This window comes from Streptomyces sp. NBC_01334 (genome assembly GCF_035983595.1).
Lineage (GTDB): Bacteria > Actinomycetota > Actinomycetes > Streptomycetales > Streptomycetaceae > Streptomyces > Streptomyces coriariae.
The window spans coordinates 9372496-9394268 of sequence record NZ_CP130718.1 but is presented as its reverse complement, the minus strand read 5'-3'; the positions used below and the strand labels follow the sequence as shown (position 1 = coordinate 9394268).

The window sequence follows — 21773 nt, the reverse complement described above, 5'->3', positions numbered from 1 at the left end:
GCTGTCAATCCCACGGGGTGCAACTTGAGGGTGCGCTGCGGAAGCTGTGAGTCCGAGTGACACCGCTTGTTTCGGTTGTTGAACGCCAACAGCATGAGGCGACCCCACCGCAGGCGGGACGGACGCCGAGCCGTGCACCTGAGACGTCCGCTCCGCCATTCCGACAGGGAGCCCCTGTGAGTCCGATAGACGTCCCCCATCCCGACCACGACACCGAGGGCATCGGCCGCCGCGGTTTCCTCGGGAGCGCCGTCGGCGCCGCGGCCGGCGCCACGCTGCTGGGCGGCCTGACGGCCGAGCCCGCGTCGGCCGCCTCCCACGCCGCCGCCGATCGTCCGGTGCGTACCCGGTCCGGCCTGGTGACCGGTGTCCCGGCCGCCCTGGACGGGATCACCGTCTACAAGGGCATCCCCTACGCGGCCTCGACGGCCGGCGAGAACCGCTGGCGCGCGCCGCGGCCCGCGCCGTCCTGGAAGGGCGTACGTGCCGCCGAGGCCTGGGGCGCCGCCTGCCCCCAGCCGGTCACCGGCATCACAGCAGACAAGGTGCCGCCGCTGAGCGAGGACTGCCTGAACCTCAACATCTGGACGGGCGCGGTCGGTTCGAGTGAGCGCCGCCCGGTGTTCGTGTGGATCTACGGCGGCCGCAACTCCGCCATGTGGGCCTCACAGCCGGTCTACGACGGCGCCAACCTGGCAGCCAAGGGCGCGGTCGTCGTCACCTACAACCACCGCGTGGGCGCCTTCGGCAACCTCGCCCACCCCGAACTGAGCGTGGAGGGCGGACACGGCGGCTCCGGCAACTGGGGCGTGCTGGACACGGTCGCGGCACTGGAATGGATCCGGAGCAACATCGCCGCGTTCGGCGGCGACCCGGACCGGGTGACCATCGCCGGCTGGTCTCACGGCTCGTCGTTCGTCAACATCCTGATGATCTCGCGGCTGGCCCGGGGCCTGTACCACCGGGCGCTGCTCGCGGCCGGCGTGCAGTACACCAAGGACCCGGCGCTCGGCCGGGTGGCGGGCGGCTACGACACGCTGGCGGTGGCCGAGGCCAACGGCACCGCGTTTGCCGACTACATGGGAGCGTCCTCGGCGGCGGACCTGCGAGCGCTGACCGCGGACGAGATCGTGACGAAGGTGTACGCGCCCGGCGCGCCGGCCACCGGCACCGATTTCGGCAACGTCCTGGACGGCCATGTCCTGCCGACCACCTACACCGACGCCATGGAGTCCGGAGCCGAGGCAGACGTGCCGGTCCTGACCGGCAACAACAAGGACGAGAACGGCGCCTCACCGACCCTCGCGATGACCGTCGCCCAGTACCAGGCGTACGCGGACACCACCTTCGGCGACCGGGCGGCGGATTTCCTGGCGCTCTACCCGGCGAGCACCGACACGGAGGCTGCCGCGCAGTACAACAACTACGCACGGGACGAGGAACGCGTCTCGACCTACCTGTGGGGCACCCAGTTCCGCGACACCGCCGGGAACCGCAGTCCGATCTACAACTACTGGTGGACCCGCGTCCCTCCGGGCTCCGACACCACCAACCCGATCGAGCCCGCGAACGGCGCGGGGGCCTACCACGGTGCGGAGAAGTACTACCTCTTCGGCAACCTCTACGGCACCGACCGCCCCTGGACCGACGCAGACCACGCGATCGCCGACACCACATCCTCGTACGTGGCGAACTTCGTGGCCACCGGCAACCCCAACGGCCGTTCGCTGCCCGCCTGGCCCGCCCTGCGCACGACGAAGCCGCTCTCCATGGAACTCGGTGACCACTTCGCGACCCTCCCGGCGGCCGACAGCGACGCCAAGTACGCCTTCCTGAAGGACTATCTGAAGTCCCGGACGACGTCCTACTGATCCTGCCGGGTCACAAGGTCAGCGGCGGCCGCGTGCCACTGTCGCGTGCTTCGGTGAGGACGGGGTCGCCGCCGTCCGGCCGCTCGGCGGCGCGCCGTGAAGGGCTCCTGAAGCGCTCCTGATGGGCTTCTGCCTTGCCGGGTCGCCCTCAGTGCCCCTCGTCCAGCGGATACGTCGCCGGGAAGAGGCAGCCCTCGATCCGCAGGATCTCCCGGCCGCCCTGGCACATCCGTACCTCGCGGGTGGAAGCAACGTCGTAGGCATCCCCCCGGCCGGCCGGGCCCCTCACGCCACGCAATCAAGCCACGCCAGCCGTCCATGTTCATGAATGCGAACATGGATCACGTACGTATCTATTGACGTGCCCAGAGCGAGACTCCTAGCGTCGCCGCAGCAAGCGCTTGCTGCCACCCGTGCGCCGCCACATCCAGGAGACGACCCATGCGCCTGAAACCCAGCACCCTGTCCACCGGTCTCTCCGGACTCCTGGCCGGACTCCTCGTCCTGTCCTCAGGTGCCGGTGCGCACGCCGCTCCCGCGCAGCGTGCCGTCGAGGGAGGCAGTCAGCTGCGGGCGACCGACCTCTACGTGGCAATCAGCGGCAGTGACAGCAGCCCGGGGACGCTCGCAGCCCCGTTGAAGACGATCCAGCGCGCGGTGGACCTGGCCCAGGCAGGGGCCACGATCCAGGTACGGGGCGGAACGTACGCACCGAGCACGAACATCCAGCTGCTGAAGAGCGGCACGGCAAGCCAGCCCATCACCCTGCGCAGCTACGGCAGCGAGCGCGTGGTCATCGACGGCGAGAACATGCCGTACACGCCGGGCGCGGTGGGCTCGACCATCCCGCGTCCCGAGCGCGGCGCAGTCCATATCGAGGGTGAGTACTGGCGGCTGGCAGGCCTGGAGATCATCCACGGCGCCTACGGCGTGTTCGGCGTGGACACCAGCTCCAACGTCTTCGAGCGCCTGGTCACCCGCGACAACTACGAGTCCGGATTCCATCTCCAGGGGTCCTCCGGCAACAACCAGATCCTGAACCTGGACAGTTACGGCAACCGCGACCCGCGCAAGAACGGCGAGAGTGCCGACGGCCTGGCCGTCAAGGAAGGCTCCGGCAGCGGCAACGTGGTGCGCGGCGCCCGGCTGTGGAACAACGCCGACGACGGCCTGGACCTCTGGATGTTCGACAACTCGCCGATCCTCGTCGAGAACACCCTCGCCTGGGGCAATGGCTTCAACCGGTGGAACCTGCCCGACTACCGGGGCGACGGCAACGGGTTCAAGATGGGCGGCAACGGCGTGGCCGCCAACCACACCGTGCGCAACAGCATGGCCTGGGACAACTCCGCCGGCGGCTTCGTCGACAACAGCAACCCGGGCGCGATGAAGATCGACCACTGCACCGCGTGGCGCAACACGAAGACCGGGTTCGGCTTCGACCGTTCCTCCAGCACGCTCACGAAGAACCTCGCGACCGACAACGGCACCGACGCCTCGCTGGGCTCGACCTCCACCGGCAGCGGCAACTCCTGGAACCTCGGCGGCAGCTGGTCGTTGGCCGGCACCGACGCGAGTACGATCACCGGCCCCAGGACAGCCGTCGGCGCCATCCCGTCCTCCACCTTCCTGCGGCCCGGCAACGGCGCGGACGTCGGCGCACGGTTCTGAGCGGCACGCCCGGACGGCTTCCCGAAAGCCCTGACGGGACGGTCGTCGTCAGGTCACGACGTCGACCGTTCCGTGTCCGCTGTCCACGACCTGGAACTTTCCCTGGTCGTGGGCAGGGACCCTTGGGTCGTGGAGGCGGGAGGGGCGCCGGATCCGCTCGCCCGGTGAACGCCGCCCAGCCCTTGGTCACCCGCACCATCGACCACCTCGACGCCTCGGTGCACACGGCTGCCCCGGGGAACGATCGTGACGGGCCGACGCCGACGTCATCGGACGACAGCGGAGTACCCCGAGGGCACATGGCGGCTTGGGCGTCGCTGTCCAAGGAAACATCACCCGCTGTGAGCCGGCTCCCCGGCCCGCGGATCCGGGGTGGGTCGACAAGCTCCCGGTCACCGAGCGGGACGCCTACAAGTGGACGACCACAGCGGTCCCACCGACCTCTGGCAGGATTCTGCCGCCTTCACCTCGTCAGTGATCGGCTCCGGGGTGTTGGGGCAGGAGGAGTACTTTGCCGGTCTGTCGGTGGCTTTCGAGGTAGGTGTGGGCTTCGGCGGCTTGTTCGAGGGGGTAGGCGCGGTCGATGGTCGGGGTGATCTTTTTGTCTGCCAGCAGCTGAAGGCACAGTTGTTGGTCGCGCAGGGTGGCGCCGCGGACGCTGGCGATTTTGACCTGCTGGCCGATGAGGGCGAGTGCGTCGAGTTCGAGGCGGGATCCCTGGTCGGTCGGTGTGCCCAGGACGATGACGGTGGCGCCGAGTCGTGTGCAGGCGAGGGAGAGCTGGAAGAAGTCGTTGCCGCCGACGCAGTCCCAGACGGCGTCGGCGCCCAGGCCGTGGGTCAGTTCCCGTACCTGTGCGGGCAGTCGGGGATCGGTGGAGTGCACGATGTGGTCGTAGCCGAGTCGGGTGAGCGTTTCGTCGTGGTCCGCCTTGGTGGTGGTGCCGATGACGGTGGCTCCGCTCAGTTTTGCCAGTTGTGCGCAGGCGATGGCCATTCCGCCGCTGGCGCCGGTGATGACCACGGTGTCGCCGGGGCCGACGGGTGCTTGGCGCGCGCAGTTGAGGGGGGTGGTGTAGGTCCACATGGTGGCTGCGGCTGTCTCGTAGTCGACGCCGTCGGGGATGGGCAGGATGGCGTCCTGGCGGCGGGCGACGTACTGGGCGTATCCGCCGAAGACCTGGTGTCCTGGGTAGGCGGTGTCGATGCACAGGTTTTCGAGTCCGCGTAGGCACAGGGCGCAGTTGCGGCACGGGGGGTGCGGGAGCTGTACCGCCCTGTCGCCGGGGCGCCAGCGGGTGACGTTCTCGCCGGTGGCGACGATCTCACCGGCCGCGTCCCGGCCGAGCTGGAAGGGCAGGGGCCACGGCGGGCGGCCCGGGAGAGGCTGCGGCAGGTTGCCCGAGCGGTAGCGCAGGTCCCAGCTGTTGACGGCCGTGGCGTGCACGCGCATCAAGACCTCGTCCGGTCCGACCTCGGGAATCGGCGTCTCGACGTACTGGAGCACCTCGGGGCCGCCGTGCTCGAACAGGCGGACCGCCATCATGGTCTGTACCACTGTCACGTTCCTTCAGATCAGGGGACCGAGTCCGCCGACGCACCCGACGCTCGGCACTCCCGACGCGACCACGTCGGCAGCCGGCAGTCGGCCGTGGGGCAGATCCGCGAGCACGCCGCGAATCCGCGCCGTCCCCGCACAGACCGTGCGCAGGTCGGCGGTGAAGCTGCATGACCACCAGGCAACAGCAGCCTCATAAAACCCGTACCACTCTGCGTATGTAGCTTCCATGAAGCCGGGCTCTCCCCACCGGCGCTCCCTTCTCCCGACCGAGAATCCGGTGGCACCCCACGGAGGTCGTCGGGGCCGGCCGACTCCGGGCCGTCGGCGAAGGCGTGACGCGGACAGCCATGCCTACGGCTGGATCTGGGCGGGGTCGTCGTGCGGCTCCTCGATCTCCGCGAGCCGCAGGACCTCGGAGCCGCCGAATTCCACGTACCGGATGGTCTTCACGCCTGACACCTTCCGTGCTGTGCGTAACGCCACCGCGGGGGATTTCGGACGACGCCTCCATCCTCGGCACGTGCGGTGACACTCCCCTGTCCGTCGTAGGTTCTGGCGGCCGGAAGCACAGCGGGAGTGCGGGACGGGCCGGCGCCGCTGGTGGTCATGACCCGATCGCCGATGTGATCCGAGCGTCGCCGGCCGAGGCCCTGCGACACGCCGGCCGAGTCACGCACCGCGGACAAGGCGGCCCGCCGCACGCGCCCCTCGCCGACTCCGGGGTCGGCGAGGGGCGCACTGAGCGCACTGCTCGGCGTCCTTCGAGACCGTGACGTGCTCGTCACAACAGCTTGGGGTTCGACGGGTCAGGGGTAGACGGGAGGCAGGCCGCCCCGAGAACGTGATCCTGCGGTAGGTGCAAGGTGATCGTCGCTCCCTTGCCCAGGCCGGCCGATTCCGCGGTGATGTCTCCGCCGTGGGCTCGGGCGATGCCCCGGGCGATGGTCAGGCCGATGCCGCTGCCGCCGGCGGCAGCGGGTCGCCCGGGATGCTCAAGGCGTTCGAAGCGGTGGAAGATGCGCTCCCGGTCGTGTTCGGCGATGCCGATGCCGTCGTCCATGACGCGGACGATCACGTGGTGCGCGGGAGACGGTGCAGCGTGCACGGACAACGACACATGTCCCTGCCGGTCGCACGCGGCCAGTGCGTTGCCGAGCAGGTTCACCAGGACCTGGGTGATCCGGTCCGGGTCGCAGAGAGCGGCGACGGGTGTGCCTGCGTCGACGACCAGGGTCACCATCTGGTCGTCGTACTGGGGGCGCAGTCGCTCGGCTGTGCTCCGAACCAACATGGCCACGTCGGTGGGCTTGCGGCGAAGATCGAAGGCGCCCTCCTCCGACCGGGACAGGCTGGAGAGGTCGCCGGCCAGGCGCTGCAGCCGGTCGAGGTCGTCGGCGAGGGAGGCGAACATCGCCTCATCAGGGGTGAAGATGCCGTCGGCGATGCCCTCTATCTGGCCGCGAAGGATGGTGATGGGGGTGCGCATCTCGTGGGCGACCTCGGAGATCAGCCGGGCGCGGCGGCGCTCGGTGTCGGCGAGGGCAGCCGCCAGCGTGTTGACGTCTTGGACCAGCGCTGCCAGGCCCGGCTCGCTGGGAAGTTCGAGTACGTCGTCGTAGTGTCCCTCGGCGAGCCGGCGCGTGGCCGCGCGCACCCTGTCGAGCGGACGCAGCAGAAACCGGGACAGGGCGACGGACGCCGGGAATGCCGCAGCCCCACCGAACAACAGGCCGACCTGCAGGACCACGTCGCCTTCGACGTCGTCGAAACCGAGCCACACCTCGATCAGCGCGCTGATCGCCGCCATGGCCGCCAGTGCCAGGAGGAGCACCATGACGTGCGAGAGCACCAGCCGGTTGCGGAGCGACAGACGCTCCTTCACTCGGCGCAGCCGCGCACGGGACAGGTGATGAACCGGAAAGCGGGGGGCAGGCACGGGTGGGTGTCCTTCCTGGCCGCTAGGCGGGGCGCCCGATGAACCGGTAGCCGATGGTGCGGACGGTTCCCACGAACCGGGGTGCGCCCGCGTCGTCGCCCAGCGCGCGCCTCAGAGTGCGGATGTGCACGTCCACGACGCGCTCGTCGCCGAAGAAGTCATCGCCCCACACCTGGGCCAGCAGGCCGCGTCGAGTGAAGACCCGCCCGGGGACACGGGCCATCGCGAACAACAGATCGAAGTCGAGAGCGGACAGCTCCACCGTTCGGTCGGCATCGACCAGCACGGTCCGCGTCGCGCGATCGACAGCCAGTCCGTGGAAGCGCAGCACGCCGTCCTCGTGGTCCGCCTCGGGCCGGCTGTCGGTGCGCCGTAGGATGGCGCGCACCCGTAGTGCCAGTTCGCGGGGGCTGAACGGCTTGGTGACGTAGTCGTCACTGCCGGTGGTGAAGCCGATCAGCCGGTCGACCTCCTCGTCCCGGGCGGTGAGCATGATCACCGGAATCTGGCTCGCCTCCCGAATGCGGCGCAGGACCTGGAATCCGTCCAGGCCCGGAAGCATCACGTCGAGCACGACAAGGTCCGGCCGGTCGCGGGTGACCGCCTGCAGAGCGGACCGTCCGTCCGCGGCTTCGACGACGTCGAACCCGTCCGCCTCCAGGTAGCCGCGCACGGTCATACGGATCTTGGGCTCGTCATCGACGACCAGAACGCGCTGCGTACTCATCGTGCTCGCTTTCCATCGCCGAGACAGGAGGGGGGAGGAAGGCCGTCATGGCCGCAGGGCGCCGGCGGCATGGAGGCAGACGGCCTCGAATGCCGTCAGCGTACGGTGTCTGTCGTGGCCGGCGACGCTCTCGTGGGCTGGCTCCGCCGGATCGCCGATCAGCTCGCTTCGAGCAGCGTTCCAGGTCAAGCCCACAGGAAGGCGGCGTGGGCTGGGGAAGCCAGACCGTTGTGTGCAGCGGTTTGACCGCCCTGGGTGGGCGCGGTGACCCCGCGGGTGCGGCGGACACGTGCCCCAGGTCCCGCCACGCCAGCCGGGAGGGTGCGCTCGCGAGTCGGGTCGGAAGCCGGGTGTGGCCCAGGAGGTTCTCCGGCACGAAGCGGTTCGTGGCCGCCACCGGTGTCTCTCATCGGCGCGGGGTGGCCGCCAGGTTCCGGCAGACGGCTCAAGTGGGCGGGAAGTGCTTGACGTTGGAGCCGAACTCCTCCAGCAGGCAGGGAAGCCGGGATGGAACGCGGTGCCAGTCGGTGCACCGTGATCCCCTTCTCCACGCCGGTCCCGGCACCGGCCTCCGCCGCTGGGCAGATCAGGCACCGGCTTCCCCAACCTGTGTGTCGCCCTCGCCCGGCCAGGCGACGTCGATCTCCCTCGCCGGCCTCCCCGTCAGTCAGCGCCGGCCTTTGCACCGAGCTCCGTCCGCGTCACTCGGCGGGGCAGCGGGCGGCGGGCCTGGCCGGCGTCGGGTCGCGGTTCAGCGAGAGCCGGAGCTGCGTATACGCGCCTTCAGCTTCGGGAACTGCTCGAGGGCGTTGTTCCGCTCGAGAGCGATCCGCTGGCGCCGGCTGTAGACCTCGTCGACGGTCGGTTCGGGGTCGCCTGCCTTGAGATTCGGCAGGCTGCCCTTGAGGAAGGGCATCGTCTCGACGTTGTCGGCCGCGTAGAGGTGGCGGGTGGCCGGCCAGTCGCTGCCGAACATGATGTGACTGTCGGGCACCAGCGACGAAAGCGGCTGCAACTGCGCGGCGGTGAACGCCTGTGCGTCGTCGAAGTACAGCCGCTCGATGTACTTGAGGGGACCTTCCGGCAGCACCTCGTTGAACGGCGGGAAGGCCGAGTGCCGGGTCGCGAGCCGGTAGGCCAGGAACGGCAGTGCCCCGCCGCTGTGCGTGAAGTGCCAGCGGATGTTCGGGTAGTCCCGAAGGACACCGTTGTAGATCAGGCTCGTCATCGCACGGGTTGCGTCGAAGGTGTACTCGAAGACGTTGTTCCCGGCCGGGATGTCGGGGCCGAAGCAGAGCTTGGGAGCCGGGTTGTTCTCCGGACCCGTCGGGTGGACATAGACGTAAGCACCGCGGTCATTGAGGATCTCGTACAGAGGCGCGAACGACGGGTCCCCCAGGTAGGTGCCTTTGTAGTTGGTGAGCAGGCAGATGCCGTCGAGATCCAGTTCGCCGAGCGCGCGGTCCACCTCGGCCACCGAGCCCTCGATGTCGGGCATCGGGGTGACCGCGAAGATCCCGAATCGGTCACCACGGGTCTGCACGAGGTCGCGGGCGTAGTCGTTGACCGCGCGGGCGGTGGCGCGCCGGTCGTCGACCGGGCCGACGGTGACCTGGAGGTCGCCGAACGACAGGACGCTGGCCTGGATCCGGTACTGGTCCATGAAGGCCAGGTGCCGATCCACCGACCAGGGACCGTACGCCCCGGTAATGGCGCCGAGGAGGCCATAGCGCTTGAGGTAGTCGTTGTACACGTCGGGCGAGTAGTGCGCGTGGGTATCGATACGCCAGTTGCCCTTCGGCAGCCCCTGGCCGGACGGTGCCGCCTCCTGACTGGCCATGGCAGCAGGCATGGTGGCCGCAGCAGCCGTGACAAGTGCCGCGGCCGATGCTCCTTCGATCATCCTTCGACGCGAGATGTTCCGTCGCAGGTTCATTTCCGGTGCTCCTCTTCGTTCTGTGTGCGAGTCAGTTCGTGTGTGCGTGCGTCACGGCGCCGTCGCCCGGCCGGCAGGGTCCGCGGGGAAGGGCGAGGGGCCCCGCGATGGTGAGCCCGCTCTCTCCCCGGGCCGGTGTGCGCGGACCAAGCCGGCCGGGGAGCGCAAGCGGCCAAGTCGCTCCTCGGGCTGGCCGGTTGCCGCCAACAGGCCGTTCGGGGCGCTCAGACGTGAGAACCCCCGGCGCCGACGTGGCCGCGTAGGCCGGCGTTCGCCGGTCTGTTACTGGAGCGGACCCGCGAGCAACGCCGCCGGCCCCGCCGTCGCTGCCCTCACCGAGGTGAACAGGCGGGCGGTTCCTTCATGCAGTGCGTCATCGCCGAGCTCGTGTCCCGCGGGCTCCACGTACCTGGCCGACCCCCTACCAAGGAACACGCCGGTCACGACGGAACCGGACAGCGAGGTGCCGATCGCAGAAGTCAGGCGCCGCACAGCAGGGCGGTCGACGTTGCCCGCCGGCGGGACGAGGAGTACGTGCATGACCGCCAGACAACAGCCGCCTCATAAAGCGTGTACCACTCAGCACATGAAGCCCTTATGAAGCCGATCGCCGCACTGGCGACCGTGCCTTCGAGAGCTTCGTACTGGTTGCGGAGCGTCGCTCAGGTCGGTGGTGGACCAGACCGGCTCGGCCGGCCAAGGGTCGGCGACCACGTCCGGGAGTACCCGACGGCGCTCCACATGCGGACACGGATAGTTGGCCGGCGGCCATGCCTGGTGTGCAGTAGTGCCCGGCAGCGGGGGGCGAGGCTCACTCGACAGGGGCGGCGATGACGGGTTGTCAGTAGTCCGGTCCAGCTGCCTGAACGCGGTTGTTCCCCTCCGTCAGGAGCTCTCGGTGACCACTACCGGGAGTCCTGCTGTGCGTCGGCAGGCTGCAGCGTGGTGAGCCATTGGGCGACGACGGCGTCGATGAAGGCGTCGGTGACCTGGCCGCGGTCGAGGAAGAGGCGGGCGAGGACGGGCCCGTACAGGAGGGTGAACTCGTCGTCGCTGATCTGGATGCCCGAAGGCTCCAGCAGCTTGTTGAAGCCGACGTAGCGGTCTTCGCCGATGCGGACGAGCGCCCGCGCACTGTCGGGGTCGTGGTCGGCCTGGGCGGTGACGGCCAGGGCCGCGGCTCGCACGGCCGGCACGCTGACGCCGGCGCGCAGGCTCTTCAGCCAGGCGGTGGCCACCTCACGCACGTCGCTGCCCGGTTCGGGGTAGGTGCCGAGGTCGGGGCCTTCGAGGACGAGGTCGAAGAGCAGCGCGGCCCTGGTGGGCCAGTGCCGGTAGAGGGTTTGGCGGGTGACGTCCGACCGCTCGGCCAGCAGGGCGTAGGTCAGCCCGGCAGGTCCGACCTGAGGCAGCAGTTCCCGCGCGACCGCCAGCACGCGATTGCGGGTGCGCTGTACGCGCGGGTTGCCCGGAGCCGGCTGACGGCGGTGGAGCGGCTGCTTCATGCCACCACCCTACCCGCACATCATACGACGTGTGTGATTGACGTCACAGGCGGTAATCATACGCACTGTGTGATAGACCTGAGGAAGTAATCACACGCACTGGATGATTCTCGCGTGTCGGCGCATTCGAAAGGCAGACGGCCATGTCACCCCGCAACCTCACCGCACCCGCCTTCGCCCGCACTCGCCTCGGCTCCGGCCCCGGCCTGCTCCTCGCCCACGGCGCCGGCAGCAGCCTGGCCGGCACCTACGGCCCCGTCCTGGAAGCCCTCGCCGCCCGCCACACCGTCGTCGGCATCGACTACCCCGGCAGCGGTGACACCCCCCGCTCCACCACCCCGCTGTCCGTCGACGACCTCGCCGACCAGCTCGTCGCCGCCGCCGACGCGGAGGGCGTCGACCGCTTCGCCGTGTCCGGCTACTCCCTCGGAGGCCCGGTCGCCATCCGCGCCGCTACCCGCCACCCCGAGCGCGTCACCGCACTCGTCCTTACCGCCGCCTTCCCGTACCGCGACAACCGGCTCGCCCTCGCCTCCTCGATCCAGAGCAAGATCGCCGCGTCCGGCGACCGCGAGCTGCTCGCCGAATTCCAGCTCATGATGGCCCTCGGCACCCAGGCACTGGAGTCGATGCCGGCCGAGCAACTGCAGCAGACCCTCGGCTACGTCGCCGCCAGTACGGCCGACGGCAGCTCCGAACAGACCGATCTCGTCGGCCAGGTCGACGTCCGGGACGACCTCGTCGGCATCACGATCCCCACCCTGGTCGTCTCGACCACCGACGACCGCCTCGTCTCCAGCGACCTGCACCGCCGGCTCGCCGAGACCATCCCCGGCGCCCAACTCGCGGAAATCGCCACCGGCCACCTGCCGATGCTGGAGCGGACCGACGAGTGGCTGCAGCTCATCACCGACTTCCTCGACAAGCACCACGCCTGAACGCACACCACGGGCGGTACCACAGGGGCCCGGCCCCTCACCCGGACCGCTCCTTGATCACAACTCACCACACGCGAGTACATGGAGGAACCATGCTCAAGTTCGGCCACCTCGACGAGTCCACCCACTTCCACGACCAGCAGAAGGAGGAGGCCGGCCCGGTCACCATCATCAACACCTTTGTCGCCCCGGAGGGCAAGGAGGACGAGGTGGTGGCCGCCTGGACGGACGACGCGGAGTACATGAAGAGGTCAGGGAGCCTCCTCTCCGTGCAGCTGTACCGGGGCATAGCCGGCAGCCGACTCTTCACCAACGTCGCAGTCTGGAAATCCACCGAGCACCTCCGTACAGCGCTCGGCACGCCGGAGTTCGCCTCGCACCTGGCGAGCTACCCTGCCGGTACCGTGGCCTACCCGCACCTCTACCAGAAGTTCGCTGTAGAGGGCGTCTGCGACGGGGAATGACGACCGCCACCCGAGGCCGGGCCGCCGACGCATATCGCTGGTCACCAGGACGGGGTACATCCCGCCGCTGGTCCGACAGTCGGGACGGGGCGACGGCGATGGCGGTACCTGGAGCTGTTTCCCCAGGTACCGCCAGAGGGCCGGCAAAGCCGATTGCCTTTCTGCGGGGATGCGGGAGCGTCACCGCAGCACCGCCGGCCCGTTGGCCGCCGCGGCGAGCGCCGTCACACCGCCTCGACGGAGTTCGCCTTGCCACGGACGACATCCCGCAGACGCTTCTTGTCGATCTTGCCGACCTTTGTCAGCGGCAACTCCTCCACGACCAGCAGGTCTTCCGGGAGCTTGTATCGCGCCACCTGCATCGCGATGAGGGCGGCACGGACCGATTCGAGGCTCAGGTGGGTTCCCGGCTCGACGACCACGACCGCGCACACCCGCTCCCCCAGGTCGGGGTCGGCCTTCGCGACGGCCGCGACGCGGGCGACACCGGGCAGGCGGTAGATCAGGTTCTCGACCTCCTCGGCGGAGATCTTCTCCCCGCCCCGGTTGATGAGGTCCTTGTCTCGTCCTTCGACGACGAGATTGCCCGACGGGTGCAGCCGGACGACGTCACCGGTGCGGTACCAGCCGTCGGGAGTGAATGCTCGGGCGTTGTGCTCGGCGGCCCGGTAGTAGCCGCGTGGGGTGTATGGGCCGCGGGTGAGCAGGGCACCCGTCGCGCCGGGCGGGACCGGTTCGTCGGAGGCGTCGACGACGAGGATCTCGTCGTCCGGGCACATGGGGCGCCCCTGTGTCTCGATCTTGATCTCGTCGGGGTCGTCAGGGCACGTGTAGTTCAACAGCCCCTCTGCCATGCCGAACACCTGCTGGAGCGTGCCACCGAGCACGGGTTCGGCGCGGCGGGCGACCTCCGGCGCGAGGCGGGCGCCACCCACCTGCAACAGACGTAGTGCGGGCGGGGCGGGGTGGCGGCCGGAGGCCACCGCGTCGATCCAGCGCTGGACGACGGCCGGTACGGCGGCGGTGGCCGTCACGCCCTCGACGGCCATCAGCGGCAACACCTTGTCGGGGTCCGGGGTGCGGGCCAGGACGACCCGGCCGCCGTTCATGAGGGTGCCGAGGATGCCGGGGCAGGCCAGGGGGAAGTTGTGTCCGGCGGGCAGGGCCACCAGGTATACGGAGTCGAAGTCGAGGCCGCAGACCTCGGCGCTGCGGCGGGCGTTGTACTCGTAGTCGTCATGGGTACGGGTGATGAGCTTCGGCAGTCCGGTCGTGCCGCCGGAGAGCAGGAACACGGCGATGTCGCCGCTGTCCGGGGCTGTCCGGTCGAGCCGGGCCCGTGCGGCGACCGGGTCGTCGGCCGGTTCCGCCAGGGCGCGCAGATCCGTGGCGTCCGTGCCGACCGTGCCACCCGTGACGAGCAACAGCCGTACGCTCGGGGTGGCTTCGGCGATCTCCCGCCCCAGGGCCTGGTGGTCGAAGTCGCCGAGTCGGTCCGGTACGGCGATCGACGTGACCTCGGCATGTGCGGCCAGGTAGCGCAGTTCGTGACCGCGGTGCGCGGGCATCGCCATCACGGGAGCGATTCCGGCCCGCAGACAGGCGAGGGTGAGTGTGACGAACTCCCAGCCGTTGGGCAGCTGGACGAGCATCGCGTCACCGGGGTTGAGACCGCTGTCCAGCAGACGGCATGCCAATCCGTCTGCGCGGTCGCTGAGCTGACGGTACGTCAGGCGCATCTCGCCGTCCACGACGGCCACCGTGTCACCGTAGGTCTGGGCCCACTCGTGAAGGTACGAGCCCAGTGGCCTGCCACGCCAGTACCCGGCCTCGCGGTAGCGGTCGGCCGCCTCCTCGGGCCAGGGCACGAATCCCTCACGCGTCATCGGATCCTCCTTGATCCCGGGGGTCTCGCAGCAGCAGTACGGCGTCGAGCGCGACGACGTCGCCGTCGGGCAGGACGCGCAGAGGGTTGATCTCGCACTCGGCCACGGCATCGTCGGCGGCGAGGCAGGCGAGGGCGAGCAGCACCTTCGTGAGTCGCGCGCGGTCGACCGGGGTGGCGCCGCGCGCGCCGAGGAACATCTGACGGGTGGCGAGCTCGTCGAGCATCGCGTGGGCCTCGTTCGCGGACAGAGGCGCGAGGCGCAGGGAGACGTCGCCGAGGATTTCGGCAGCCGTTCCCCCGGCGCCCAGAGCCAGCACGGGGCCGAAGACCGGGTCGCGGCGTACGCCGACGATGAGTTCGGGACCCGCGGGGGCCATCTGTTCCACCAGCAGCGCGGGGCTCGCGGGCATGCGGGCGAGGGCTTCGTCGAGCTCCTCGTGCGTGCGGATGCCGACCTGGACCCCGCCCACTTCCGTCTTGTGCAGGATGTCCGCGTCGAGGATCTTCACGACGACCGAGCCGCCGAGCTCATCGAGAGCCGCGTGCGCCGCGGCGGGGTCGGCGCACACGCGCCGTACGGGCGTGTGGATGCCCAAGTCCGCGAGGACGCCCTTGGCCGTGTGCTCGTCGACCGGCCCCGGCGGGGGCAGGGCGGGAGCGTCGGAGGCGGTGAGGACGGCCTCCAGTCGAGTGCGCGCAGCCGCGTCCTCGACGAGCGCGCGCACCATCGCCGATCCCGAGGCCGGCGTGGCCGCGCAAGGAATGCCGGCTTCGCCGAGTTCCCGGCGGGTCCGCCGCGCCTGCTCCACGGGTCCGCCGACGACGGCGACGAGCGGGGTGGCCGGACGGGCGGCGGTCAGCGCGGCCGGGAGGTCCACCGCCGTCGGTTCCAGCAGCCCGTACACGGCGGTGACGTCGATCCCGGGGTCCTCCGAGACCCGCTCCACCACCTGCGTGAGCACGGGCGAAGGCCGGCCGGTGTCGACGGGGTTGTTCAGATACGTGAGGGCCGGGAGCAGCTCGCGCAGCTCCTTCACCGTCCGTTCGACCAGCGGAGGAACCTGGATGCCGTCGGAGCGCAGGTCGTCCGTGAGCAGCAGTCCGGGTCCGGCCTGTGCGGTGACCAGGCCGATGCCTGGGCGTGGGTTGGCGGGGAGGCGTACGCGGCTGAGCGCGGTGACGGCGTCGACGAGGTCGCGCTCGTCGTCGACGAGGACGGCTCCGGCCTGGCGCAGGGCCGTCCTGGTCACGCGCCAGGAGGTGGCCAGGGCGCCGGTGTGGGAGCGGGCGAAGTCTCCGATGTCGCTACGGCCCACGACCAGGGCTACCACGGGGACACGATCGGTCAGACGCCGTACCGCCTCGGTGAGGCGGCGGCCTTCCGCGGCGGTCTCCACGTGCAGGGCGACGGCCCGTACGCCGTCGTCCTCCGCAAGGTGGTCGAGGACGTCGCCCTGGGTGACGTCCAGGCTGTTGCCCAGCCCGACCCCGAGGCGCAGGCCGACGCCGGCCTCGGCCAGGGCGAACGCCAGCGCGTGGTTCACGCCGCCGCTCGCGGCCACGACCGCCACCGGGCCCGGTTCCAGGTCGGACGAGCCCGGGACGAAACTGGCCGTGAGCCGTCGGTGGGGAGCGAGGAAGCCTGATGTGTTCGGTCCGAGGACCCGGATGCCGGTGTCCCGTACCACCTCGGTCAACGCCTTCTGGTGCAGCGGACCGTCACCCCCGGCTTCCGCGAACCCGCCGGCGCACACCAGTGCGGCGCGGGCGCCGAAGGCTGCCGCCTCGCGCAGGGCGCCGGCGGTCACGGTGGCCGGAATGCAGGACACGACCAGGTCGGGTGTGATGCCGTGGGCCGCGGCGGCCTCGCCTACGGTGGGGAAGAAGCCCCGATCGGGGTCCGGACGGCCGGAGTTGACCTTCATCACCGGCCCCGGGAAGGAAGCCAGGGAGTCGGCCATCGCCGCGCCGAGCTTCCCAGGCGTGGCCGATGCGCCGAGCACGGCAATCGCTCGGGGTGCGAACAGCGCGTCCAGGGCGGTCACTCGGTGCCTCCGACGAGGTCGGCCCGGCCGGAGAGGACGAGCGTGGTCGCGGTGTCGTCGTCGTACACGCCGACGATCGCGGCGGGCAGGCTGTGCACGAGCCGGGCCTCCTCCGCGACCAGTACGCGGGTCAGCGCCGTACCGCCGCGTACACCGACGAGCAAGGCGCCCGCCTCTGCCGTCTCACGCACCTGGTCAAGGGCGAGCGGCAGACCTTTCTCAGTGTCCGGGACGTCGATCCATACGCCCGCCCCCGACGACTGACCGCCGAAGGGGACCATCGGGATGCCGGTGCCGTCGGTCCCGGTCAGGACGTCGTCGTCGACCGTCACCCGCCGCGAGGGAAGTCGGTACGGCCCGCCCCGGAAAGGCGTCTTCAGGGGCCCCGCATCGTGACGGCGCCGCCACCATCCGTCGACGCGGTCCACGTACGACGCGTCGCGCACGGCGAGTTTGCCGCGCGGGATGCTGCGGGTGAGGAAGTGGAAGGCGAACTGCGTCGGGTCGTCGAGCGTACGGACGTAGCGGCCGAAGTGCTCCCACCAGGACAGGCTGGGCCGCGCCGAGTTCTGGATCTTCTCCACCTCGGGGCGGCGGCGCTCCTCGTAGATCTCCAGTGCCTCCGGCACGCTGTGCGACGCCCCGCCCAGGGCCTCGGCCAGCGCCACCGCGTCCTCCATGGCCATCTTGGTGCCGGACCCGACGGAGAAGTGCGCGGTGTGCGCAGCGTCGCCCAGCAGCACCCACTTGCCCCGTCGCCACGAACGGGCCCTGCGGGTGGCGAAGTTGGCCCAACGGGAGTTGTTGCCGACCAGTGGGTGCCCGTCGATCTGCTCGCGGAACAGGTCTTCCAGGTAGCTCTTGGTCTTCTCGTCGCTCATGCCCGGCGGGGTCGACGGATCGAAGGCGTCGAGACCGGCCCTGGCCCAGGAGTCCGCGTCGGTCTCGACGATGAAGGTGCTCAGCGAGTCACTGATCGGATAGGCGTGGGCGGCGAAGACACCGTGGGGGCCGTCCTGGTGGACGAACGTGAGCCCGTCGAACGCGTAGGTGGTGCCGAACCAGATGAACTTCGCGCTCGCCACCTCGGCGGTCGGTCCGAAGTCGTCGGCGAACAGGGTGCGGAAGCGGCTGTTGGCGCCGTCGCACACCACGACCAGGTCAAAGTCGTCCAGCTCGGCGGGATCGCGGACCTCGTTCTGGAAGCGCATCTGCACGCCCTCGGCGCGGGCCCGTTCCTGCAGCAGGCTCAGCAGCGTCTTGCGTACGACAGCCGCCATGCCCATGCCGCCGACGCGCTCCCGGGCCCCGTGCACGCGGACCTCGATGTCGTCCCAGTGCCGCCCGTGCTTCTCCAGCGCCTCGCTGAGGACGGGATCGGCGGCGTCAATGGCGTCGAGTGTGGCGTCGGAGAAGACCACTCCGAAGCCGAACGTGTCGTCGGGGCGGTTGCGTTCGAAGACCACCACCTCGGCGCCGAGCCGGCTCCGCTTGAGCAGTGTGGCGAAGAACAGTCCTCCGGGACCTGCGCCGATGCAGGCAACTTTCATCGTCTTTCCTTCGTGCTCACAGCCACGCGGGCAGCTTCGGCAGGGATCCCCCGCCGGTCGGGTACAACGGGCCGGGGACGGGGCGCCCGGTCGCGTAGGCGGCCAGGCTGGGCAGGTCACCGCTCACCACGACCGGCTCGACGTCGGCCGAGTCGCCCAGCAGCCAGGTGTGCGTACCGGCCTCGGACCGCAGCCGGACGGAGGTTCGGTCCGGCCGGCCGGGGAAGGAGGCGGCCACGTCGTCGACGAGGCCCGCGCACACCTCGTGCGGCACGTCGTCGAAGCTTGTGTCGATGTTCAGGTCGACGGCGTGGACCCATACCTCGCGCACCCGCATCCAGGGCACCTGAGAGACGGGCACCTCACGGCCTCGCGCGGTGCGGACGGTCGCCGCCCAGCACTCGTCGGGCAGCGCGGCGAGCTCCTCGGCGAGACGGCCGTCGGCCGCGAGCAGCTCTGCACGCAGCTTTTCGGCCGGCTGCCGGGCGCCCTCCTCGATCTCGCGCGCACGCTGGTCGCCACTTGCGTACATGGGCGTCTCGACACCGGTACGCGCCCAGATGAGCAGGTTGACGAGTGCGTCGGCGTTGCGGGCGACGTGGGCGACCACGTGAGCGCGGCTCCAGCCCGGCAGGTACGAGGGCCTGGTGAATCCCGGGTCGGTCAGCCGGTGCACGGCGGCTTCGAACGCCGCCGTGCCCTTGGTCACCCGCCCCAGCATCGCGGCCGGGCGTTCGCTCACCGTGTCTCCCGACGGCAGGTGTTGCGGGTCTCGCCGATCCCCTCGATCCGGGTGACGAGGAGTGATCCGTCCTGCAGATAGCGGGCGGGCTTGCGGGCGTGGCCGACCCCTCCCGGAGTGCCGGTGGCGATCACGTCGCCGGGCACGAGGGTGACGACCTCGGACAGGTACGCGACCAGTGCGGCCGGTTCGCCGCAGTGACGGACGGGGCGCCAAGTCACGAGATCCAGGCGCTGGACAGCGAATTCCGTGACCGCGATCCGCTGACCCGGCGCCTCGCGGACATGCGTACTTTCCGAGTTACGGCATGACGACGATCTCCGGTGGTGCGGCAGGCCATACCGGACCGTCCGATGAGCGCGAGCCCCATCACCCCCGACGTGACGGGGTCCCGGATCGCAGCCGGCGGCCGCTCGCCGGTTCAGTCCACTGCGGGCCGGGCGAGGCCGTGGCCGTGGCCGTGGCCGTAGGCGAAGATCACCGCCTGGATGCGGTCGAACCAGCCCTGGTGTGCGGGGCGTACGCGCTGTTCGAAGCAGCGTGGGAGACGGCCACCGAACTGGCGGCCTTCTTCGACCCCGACCGGCCCCGGATCGACGCGCGAGCCCGCGAGGTGCTGTCGCGCTGGGCTCCGGAATGACCGACGTGACAGCCTCACGCGAACTGGGCATGTCGCTGCGCACCTACCGCCGCAGAGTCGCCGAACTCCTCGTCGCCCTGGACGCGGACTCACGTTTCCAGGCCGGGGTGCGCGCGGGCGAGTTGGGCCTGACCCGCGGGTGAGCGGGCCCAGGCCCGGACCGAAGGGGGGGTCGGGCGTCGAGGTTCAGGCGAAATGGCGGGGGCCCCGCCTGATAGGAGTCGACGCTGCCTTGGGCCCGGCATCCTCCGATATCCGGTCCAGCGCTCCGCACCATCGCCAGGCGGCCGCATGCCCGGCGGCCATCCATCGCTCACCGCTCGCACCTGCGGCCGGCGCGCCGCAGCTCTCCCATGCGCCCCGACATCGGCGCGGCGTCCGGGACCCGGGTCCAAGACGGTGCAGTCTCGAACCCGGGTGCCGGGCGGGCAGACGGCCTACCTCGTGCGGGCACGTACGGCGGGCCGGGCTCGGCCCGGAACGTCCGTCGGCGCCCGTGAGTGGAATCAGTCCGACTTCTCGCCGCTCTCGGCCAGGATCCTGTTGCGGGCGCTGGCGAGGGCTCCCGCCATGGCACCCGCGGGCCTGCCGAAGGTCGAGGCGGAGAACCGGGCGGGGCCGGTCTTGGCGGTGAAGGAGTGCGCGTAGGCGAACTCCCGCAGTCCCTCCTCCCCCTGCTTGCGCCCGTAACCGCTGTCGCCCCGACCGCCGAACGGCACAGCGGGGTTCATGGAGAACACCAGTGCGTCGTTGATGCTGGTCATTCCCACGCGGAGGCGACGGGCGATGGCTTCGCCGCGGTCGCGGCTGAAGACGGCGCTGCCCAGCCCGTACCGGCCGGCGTTGATGTGAGCGACGGCCTCGTCGGCGTCGGCAACCTTGATCACCGCCAGCGTCGGCCCGAACGTCTCCTCCGTCGCCGCGAGGGCGGCGGGGGCCACTCCGACCAGGATGGTGGGCGCGGCATAGCGGTCGCCCACCGCGTCGAGGCCGCCGACGGTGGCTGTCGCGCCGCGCTCCAGGGCGTCCTGGATGTGTTCCCGGATGATCGAGGTCTGGCTCGGCAGCGGAACCGGCCCGATCTCCGCGTCCTCGTCGCTGCCGACGCGTACCTGCCCGGCGAGCTCGCTGATCTTCTCGACGAACTCGTCGTGCACCGACTCGACGACATAGGCCACTTCGAGACTGATGCAACCGTGTCCGGTGTTCTGCATCGCGCCCCACACGATGTGAGCGGCGGCTTCGTCCAGATCGGCGTCCTCGGCGACGATGACGCCGTCCTTCCCGCCGAGTTCCAGCAGAACGGGGGTCAGGGTCTGCGCGCATTGGGCGGCCACCGTCCGGCCCGTGGCGACGCTGCCCGTGAACGCGAGCTTGTCGAGGCCGGCCTCGATGAGCGCCTGACCCGTGGCCCCGTATCCGTTCAGGTTCTGCAGGACGGCCGGCAGTTCCGGAACGGCACGCTGCCAGGTTCGGATGAGCCATTCGGCGACGCCGGGCGTGATCTGGCTCGGCTTGAGGATGACGGCGTTCCCGGCCGCGAGCGCATCGGCGAGGATGGCCGCGGGAGTGAGCAGGGGGAAGTTCCACGGGCCTATGACGCCGACCACGCCGTAGGGCTGGTACTCGACCCACGCACGCTGGTTGGGCGTGGTGGGGCTGGCCGGAACCTCCCGGCGCTCCAGGACCCGCGCGGCGTTGTCAGCAACGTACTGGAGGTGCTCGAGAGTCCCGAGCACCTCCACGCGGGCGTCGTCCAGGGGCTTGCCGTTCTCGGCGTGAATGAGTGCGGCACCCTCTTCACCACTCGACGCTATCTGCCGCCGCCACGCGCGCAGCCGCTCCGCACGGCCCTCGAAGCCGAGGTCCCACCAGGCCCCGGTGACCGAGCGTGCGGCGGCGACGGCCGCGGCCGCCTCTTCCTTGCCGGCCACGGGGTATCGCGCGAACTCGGCTCCGGTGGCCTGGTCGATGGTGACGATCTCGGTCGCGTCGTATCCGATGACGCCGTCACGTGTGATCGTCGGAATGTTGTCGGTCATAGGTCTTCCCTAACTTTCTTCCGCCCACCCGGATGAGACACACCGTGGGTGAGGGCGGTGGCGGAGGCGGGTCTTCGGCACGAGTGGCCGCTGGAGGGCAGTCGGCGCGGGCCGACGTGGAGGACTGCATGGTGGAGGTCATCGGGGGCGTGTGCCGCGCCAGACGTTCGGCAGTGGGGCAAGGGTGGCCGCGGAGCGGGAAGCACCCTCGACGGACGGGCGTAGCGCAACCCCGGGAGGGCGACCCGTGGCCGGGTC

Annotated in this window: 18 protein-coding genes; 6 read left to right on the top strand and 12 right to left on the bottom strand. The window is 70.4% G+C overall.

Going from position 1 to position 21773, the window contains the following annotated elements; translation table 11 throughout:
- Positions 1–176 precede the first annotated feature (176 nt).
- Entirely contained in the window at positions 177–1871 is a 1695-nt protein-coding gene (locus tag OG736_RS41715) for a carboxylesterase/lipase family protein (protein WP_327187104.1), read from the top strand.
- Positions 1872–2019: 148 nt separating this feature from the next.
- Here the strand turns inward: OG736_RS41715 and OG736_RS41710 are convergent, their stop codons facing one another.
- Positions 2020–2160, bottom strand: coding sequence for a hypothetical protein (locus OG736_RS41710; RefSeq protein ID WP_327187103.1), 141 nt, complete (start codon positions 2158–2160; stop codon positions 2020–2022).
- 152 nt (positions 2161–2312) lie between these two features.
- On the opposite strand from OG736_RS41710, the gene OG736_RS41705 reads away from it, so the two are divergent.
- Positions 2313–3542, top strand: a complete 1230-nt coding sequence (locus tag OG736_RS41705; protein WP_327187102.1) for a right-handed parallel beta-helix repeat-containing protein — start codon at positions 2313–2315, stop codon at positions 3540–3542.
- 471 nt (positions 3543–4013) lie between these two features.
- On the opposite strand, the gene OG736_RS41700 is transcribed toward OG736_RS41705, so the two are convergent.
- The 5 genes from OG736_RS41700 to OG736_RS41680 all read right to left on the bottom strand — a co-directional run bounded on the left by OG736_RS41700 (position 4014) and on the right by OG736_RS41680 (position 11206).
- Positions 4014–5105, bottom strand: coding sequence for a quinone oxidoreductase family protein (locus OG736_RS41700; RefSeq protein ID WP_327187101.1), 1092 nt, complete (start codon positions 5103–5105; stop codon positions 4014–4016).
- A 778-nt stretch (positions 5106–5883) separates the two neighbouring features.
- A complete protein-coding gene (locus OG736_RS41695; protein ID WP_327187100.1) occupies positions 5884–6984 on the bottom strand; it encodes a sensor histidine kinase in 1101 nt (366 codons plus the stop codon).
- A 76-nt stretch (positions 6985–7060) separates the two neighbouring features.
- Complete coding sequence (locus OG736_RS41690; RefSeq protein ID WP_327187099.1) at positions 7061–7765, bottom strand: response regulator; 705 nt, start codon at positions 7763–7765, stop codon at positions 7061–7063.
- Positions 7766–8516: 751 nt separating this feature from the next.
- Entirely contained in the window at positions 8517–9605 is a 1089-nt protein-coding gene (locus tag OG736_RS41685) for an amidohydrolase family protein (protein ID WP_327187098.1), read from the bottom strand.
- Between the two features lie 1001 nt (positions 9606–10606).
- A complete protein-coding gene (locus OG736_RS41680; RefSeq protein WP_327187097.1) occupies positions 10607–11206 on the bottom strand; it encodes a TetR/AcrR family transcriptional regulator in 600 nt (199 codons plus the stop codon).
- 143 nt (positions 11207–11349) lie between these two features.
- On the opposite strand from OG736_RS41680, the gene OG736_RS41675 reads away from it, so the two are divergent.
- On the top strand, positions 11350–12144 hold the full coding sequence (locus OG736_RS41675) for an alpha/beta fold hydrolase (RefSeq protein WP_327187096.1): 795 nt from the start codon (positions 11350–11352) through the stop codon (positions 12142–12144).
- A gap of 92 nt (positions 12145–12236) precedes the next feature.
- Complete coding sequence (locus OG736_RS41670; RefSeq protein ID WP_327187095.1) at positions 12237–12608, top strand: antibiotic biosynthesis monooxygenase family protein; 372 nt, start codon at positions 12237–12239, stop codon at positions 12606–12608.
- Positions 12609–12832: 224 nt separating this feature from the next.
- Here OG736_RS41670 and OG736_RS41665 read toward each other — a convergent pair whose 3' ends face one another.
- From OG736_RS41665 to OG736_RS41645, 5 genes are read right to left on the bottom strand one after another with little or no spacing between them, the layout of a single operon-like run.
- On the bottom strand, positions 12833–14494 hold the full coding sequence (locus OG736_RS41665; protein WP_327187094.1) for a (2,3-dihydroxybenzoyl)adenylate synthase: 1662 nt from the start codon (positions 14492–14494) through the stop codon (positions 12833–12835).
- A complete protein-coding gene (locus OG736_RS41660; RefSeq protein WP_327187093.1) occupies positions 14484–16541 on the bottom strand; it encodes an acetate--CoA ligase family protein in 2058 nt (685 codons plus the stop codon). Before OG736_RS41660 ends, OG736_RS41665 begins: the two co-directional genes overlap by 11 nt.
- Complete coding sequence (locus OG736_RS41655; protein WP_327187092.1) at positions 16538–18091, bottom strand: FAD-dependent monooxygenase; 1554 nt, start codon at positions 18089–18091, stop codon at positions 16538–16540. The genes OG736_RS41660 and OG736_RS41655 overlap by 4 nt, the downstream gene beginning before the upstream one ends.
- A gap of 16 nt (positions 18092–18107) precedes the next feature.
- Entirely contained in the window at positions 18108–18833 is a 726-nt protein-coding gene (locus OG736_RS41650) for a maleylpyruvate isomerase family mycothiol-dependent enzyme (RefSeq protein WP_327187091.1), read from the bottom strand.
- Entirely contained in the window at positions 18830–19054 is a 225-nt protein-coding gene (locus tag OG736_RS41645) for a fumarylacetoacetate hydrolase family protein (protein ID WP_327187090.1), read from the bottom strand. The genes OG736_RS41650 and OG736_RS41645 overlap by 4 nt, the downstream gene beginning before the upstream one ends.
- Before the next feature lie 86 nt (positions 19055–19140).
- Here OG736_RS41645 and OG736_RS41640 point away from each other — a divergent pair, with 86 nt between their 5' ends.
- Both OG736_RS41640 and OG736_RS41635 read left to right on the top strand, forming a co-directional pair.
- The gene (locus OG736_RS41640; protein WP_327187089.1) at positions 19141–19473 is read left to right on the top strand and encodes a hypothetical protein; all 333 of its coding nucleotides are present in this window, start codon (positions 19141–19143) and stop codon (positions 19471–19473) included.
- Between the two features lie 5 nt (positions 19474–19478).
- Complete coding sequence (locus tag OG736_RS41635; protein ID WP_327187088.1) at positions 19479–19616, top strand: hypothetical protein; 138 nt, start codon at positions 19479–19481, stop codon at positions 19614–19616.
- A 363-nt stretch (positions 19617–19979) separates the two neighbouring features.
- On the opposite strand, the gene OG736_RS41630 is transcribed toward OG736_RS41635, so the two are convergent.
- The gene (locus OG736_RS41630; RefSeq protein WP_327187087.1) at positions 19980–21515 is read right to left on the bottom strand and encodes an aldehyde dehydrogenase family protein; all 1536 of its coding nucleotides are present in this window, start codon (positions 21513–21515) and stop codon (positions 19980–19982) included.
- Positions 21516–21773 lie beyond the last annotated feature (258 nt).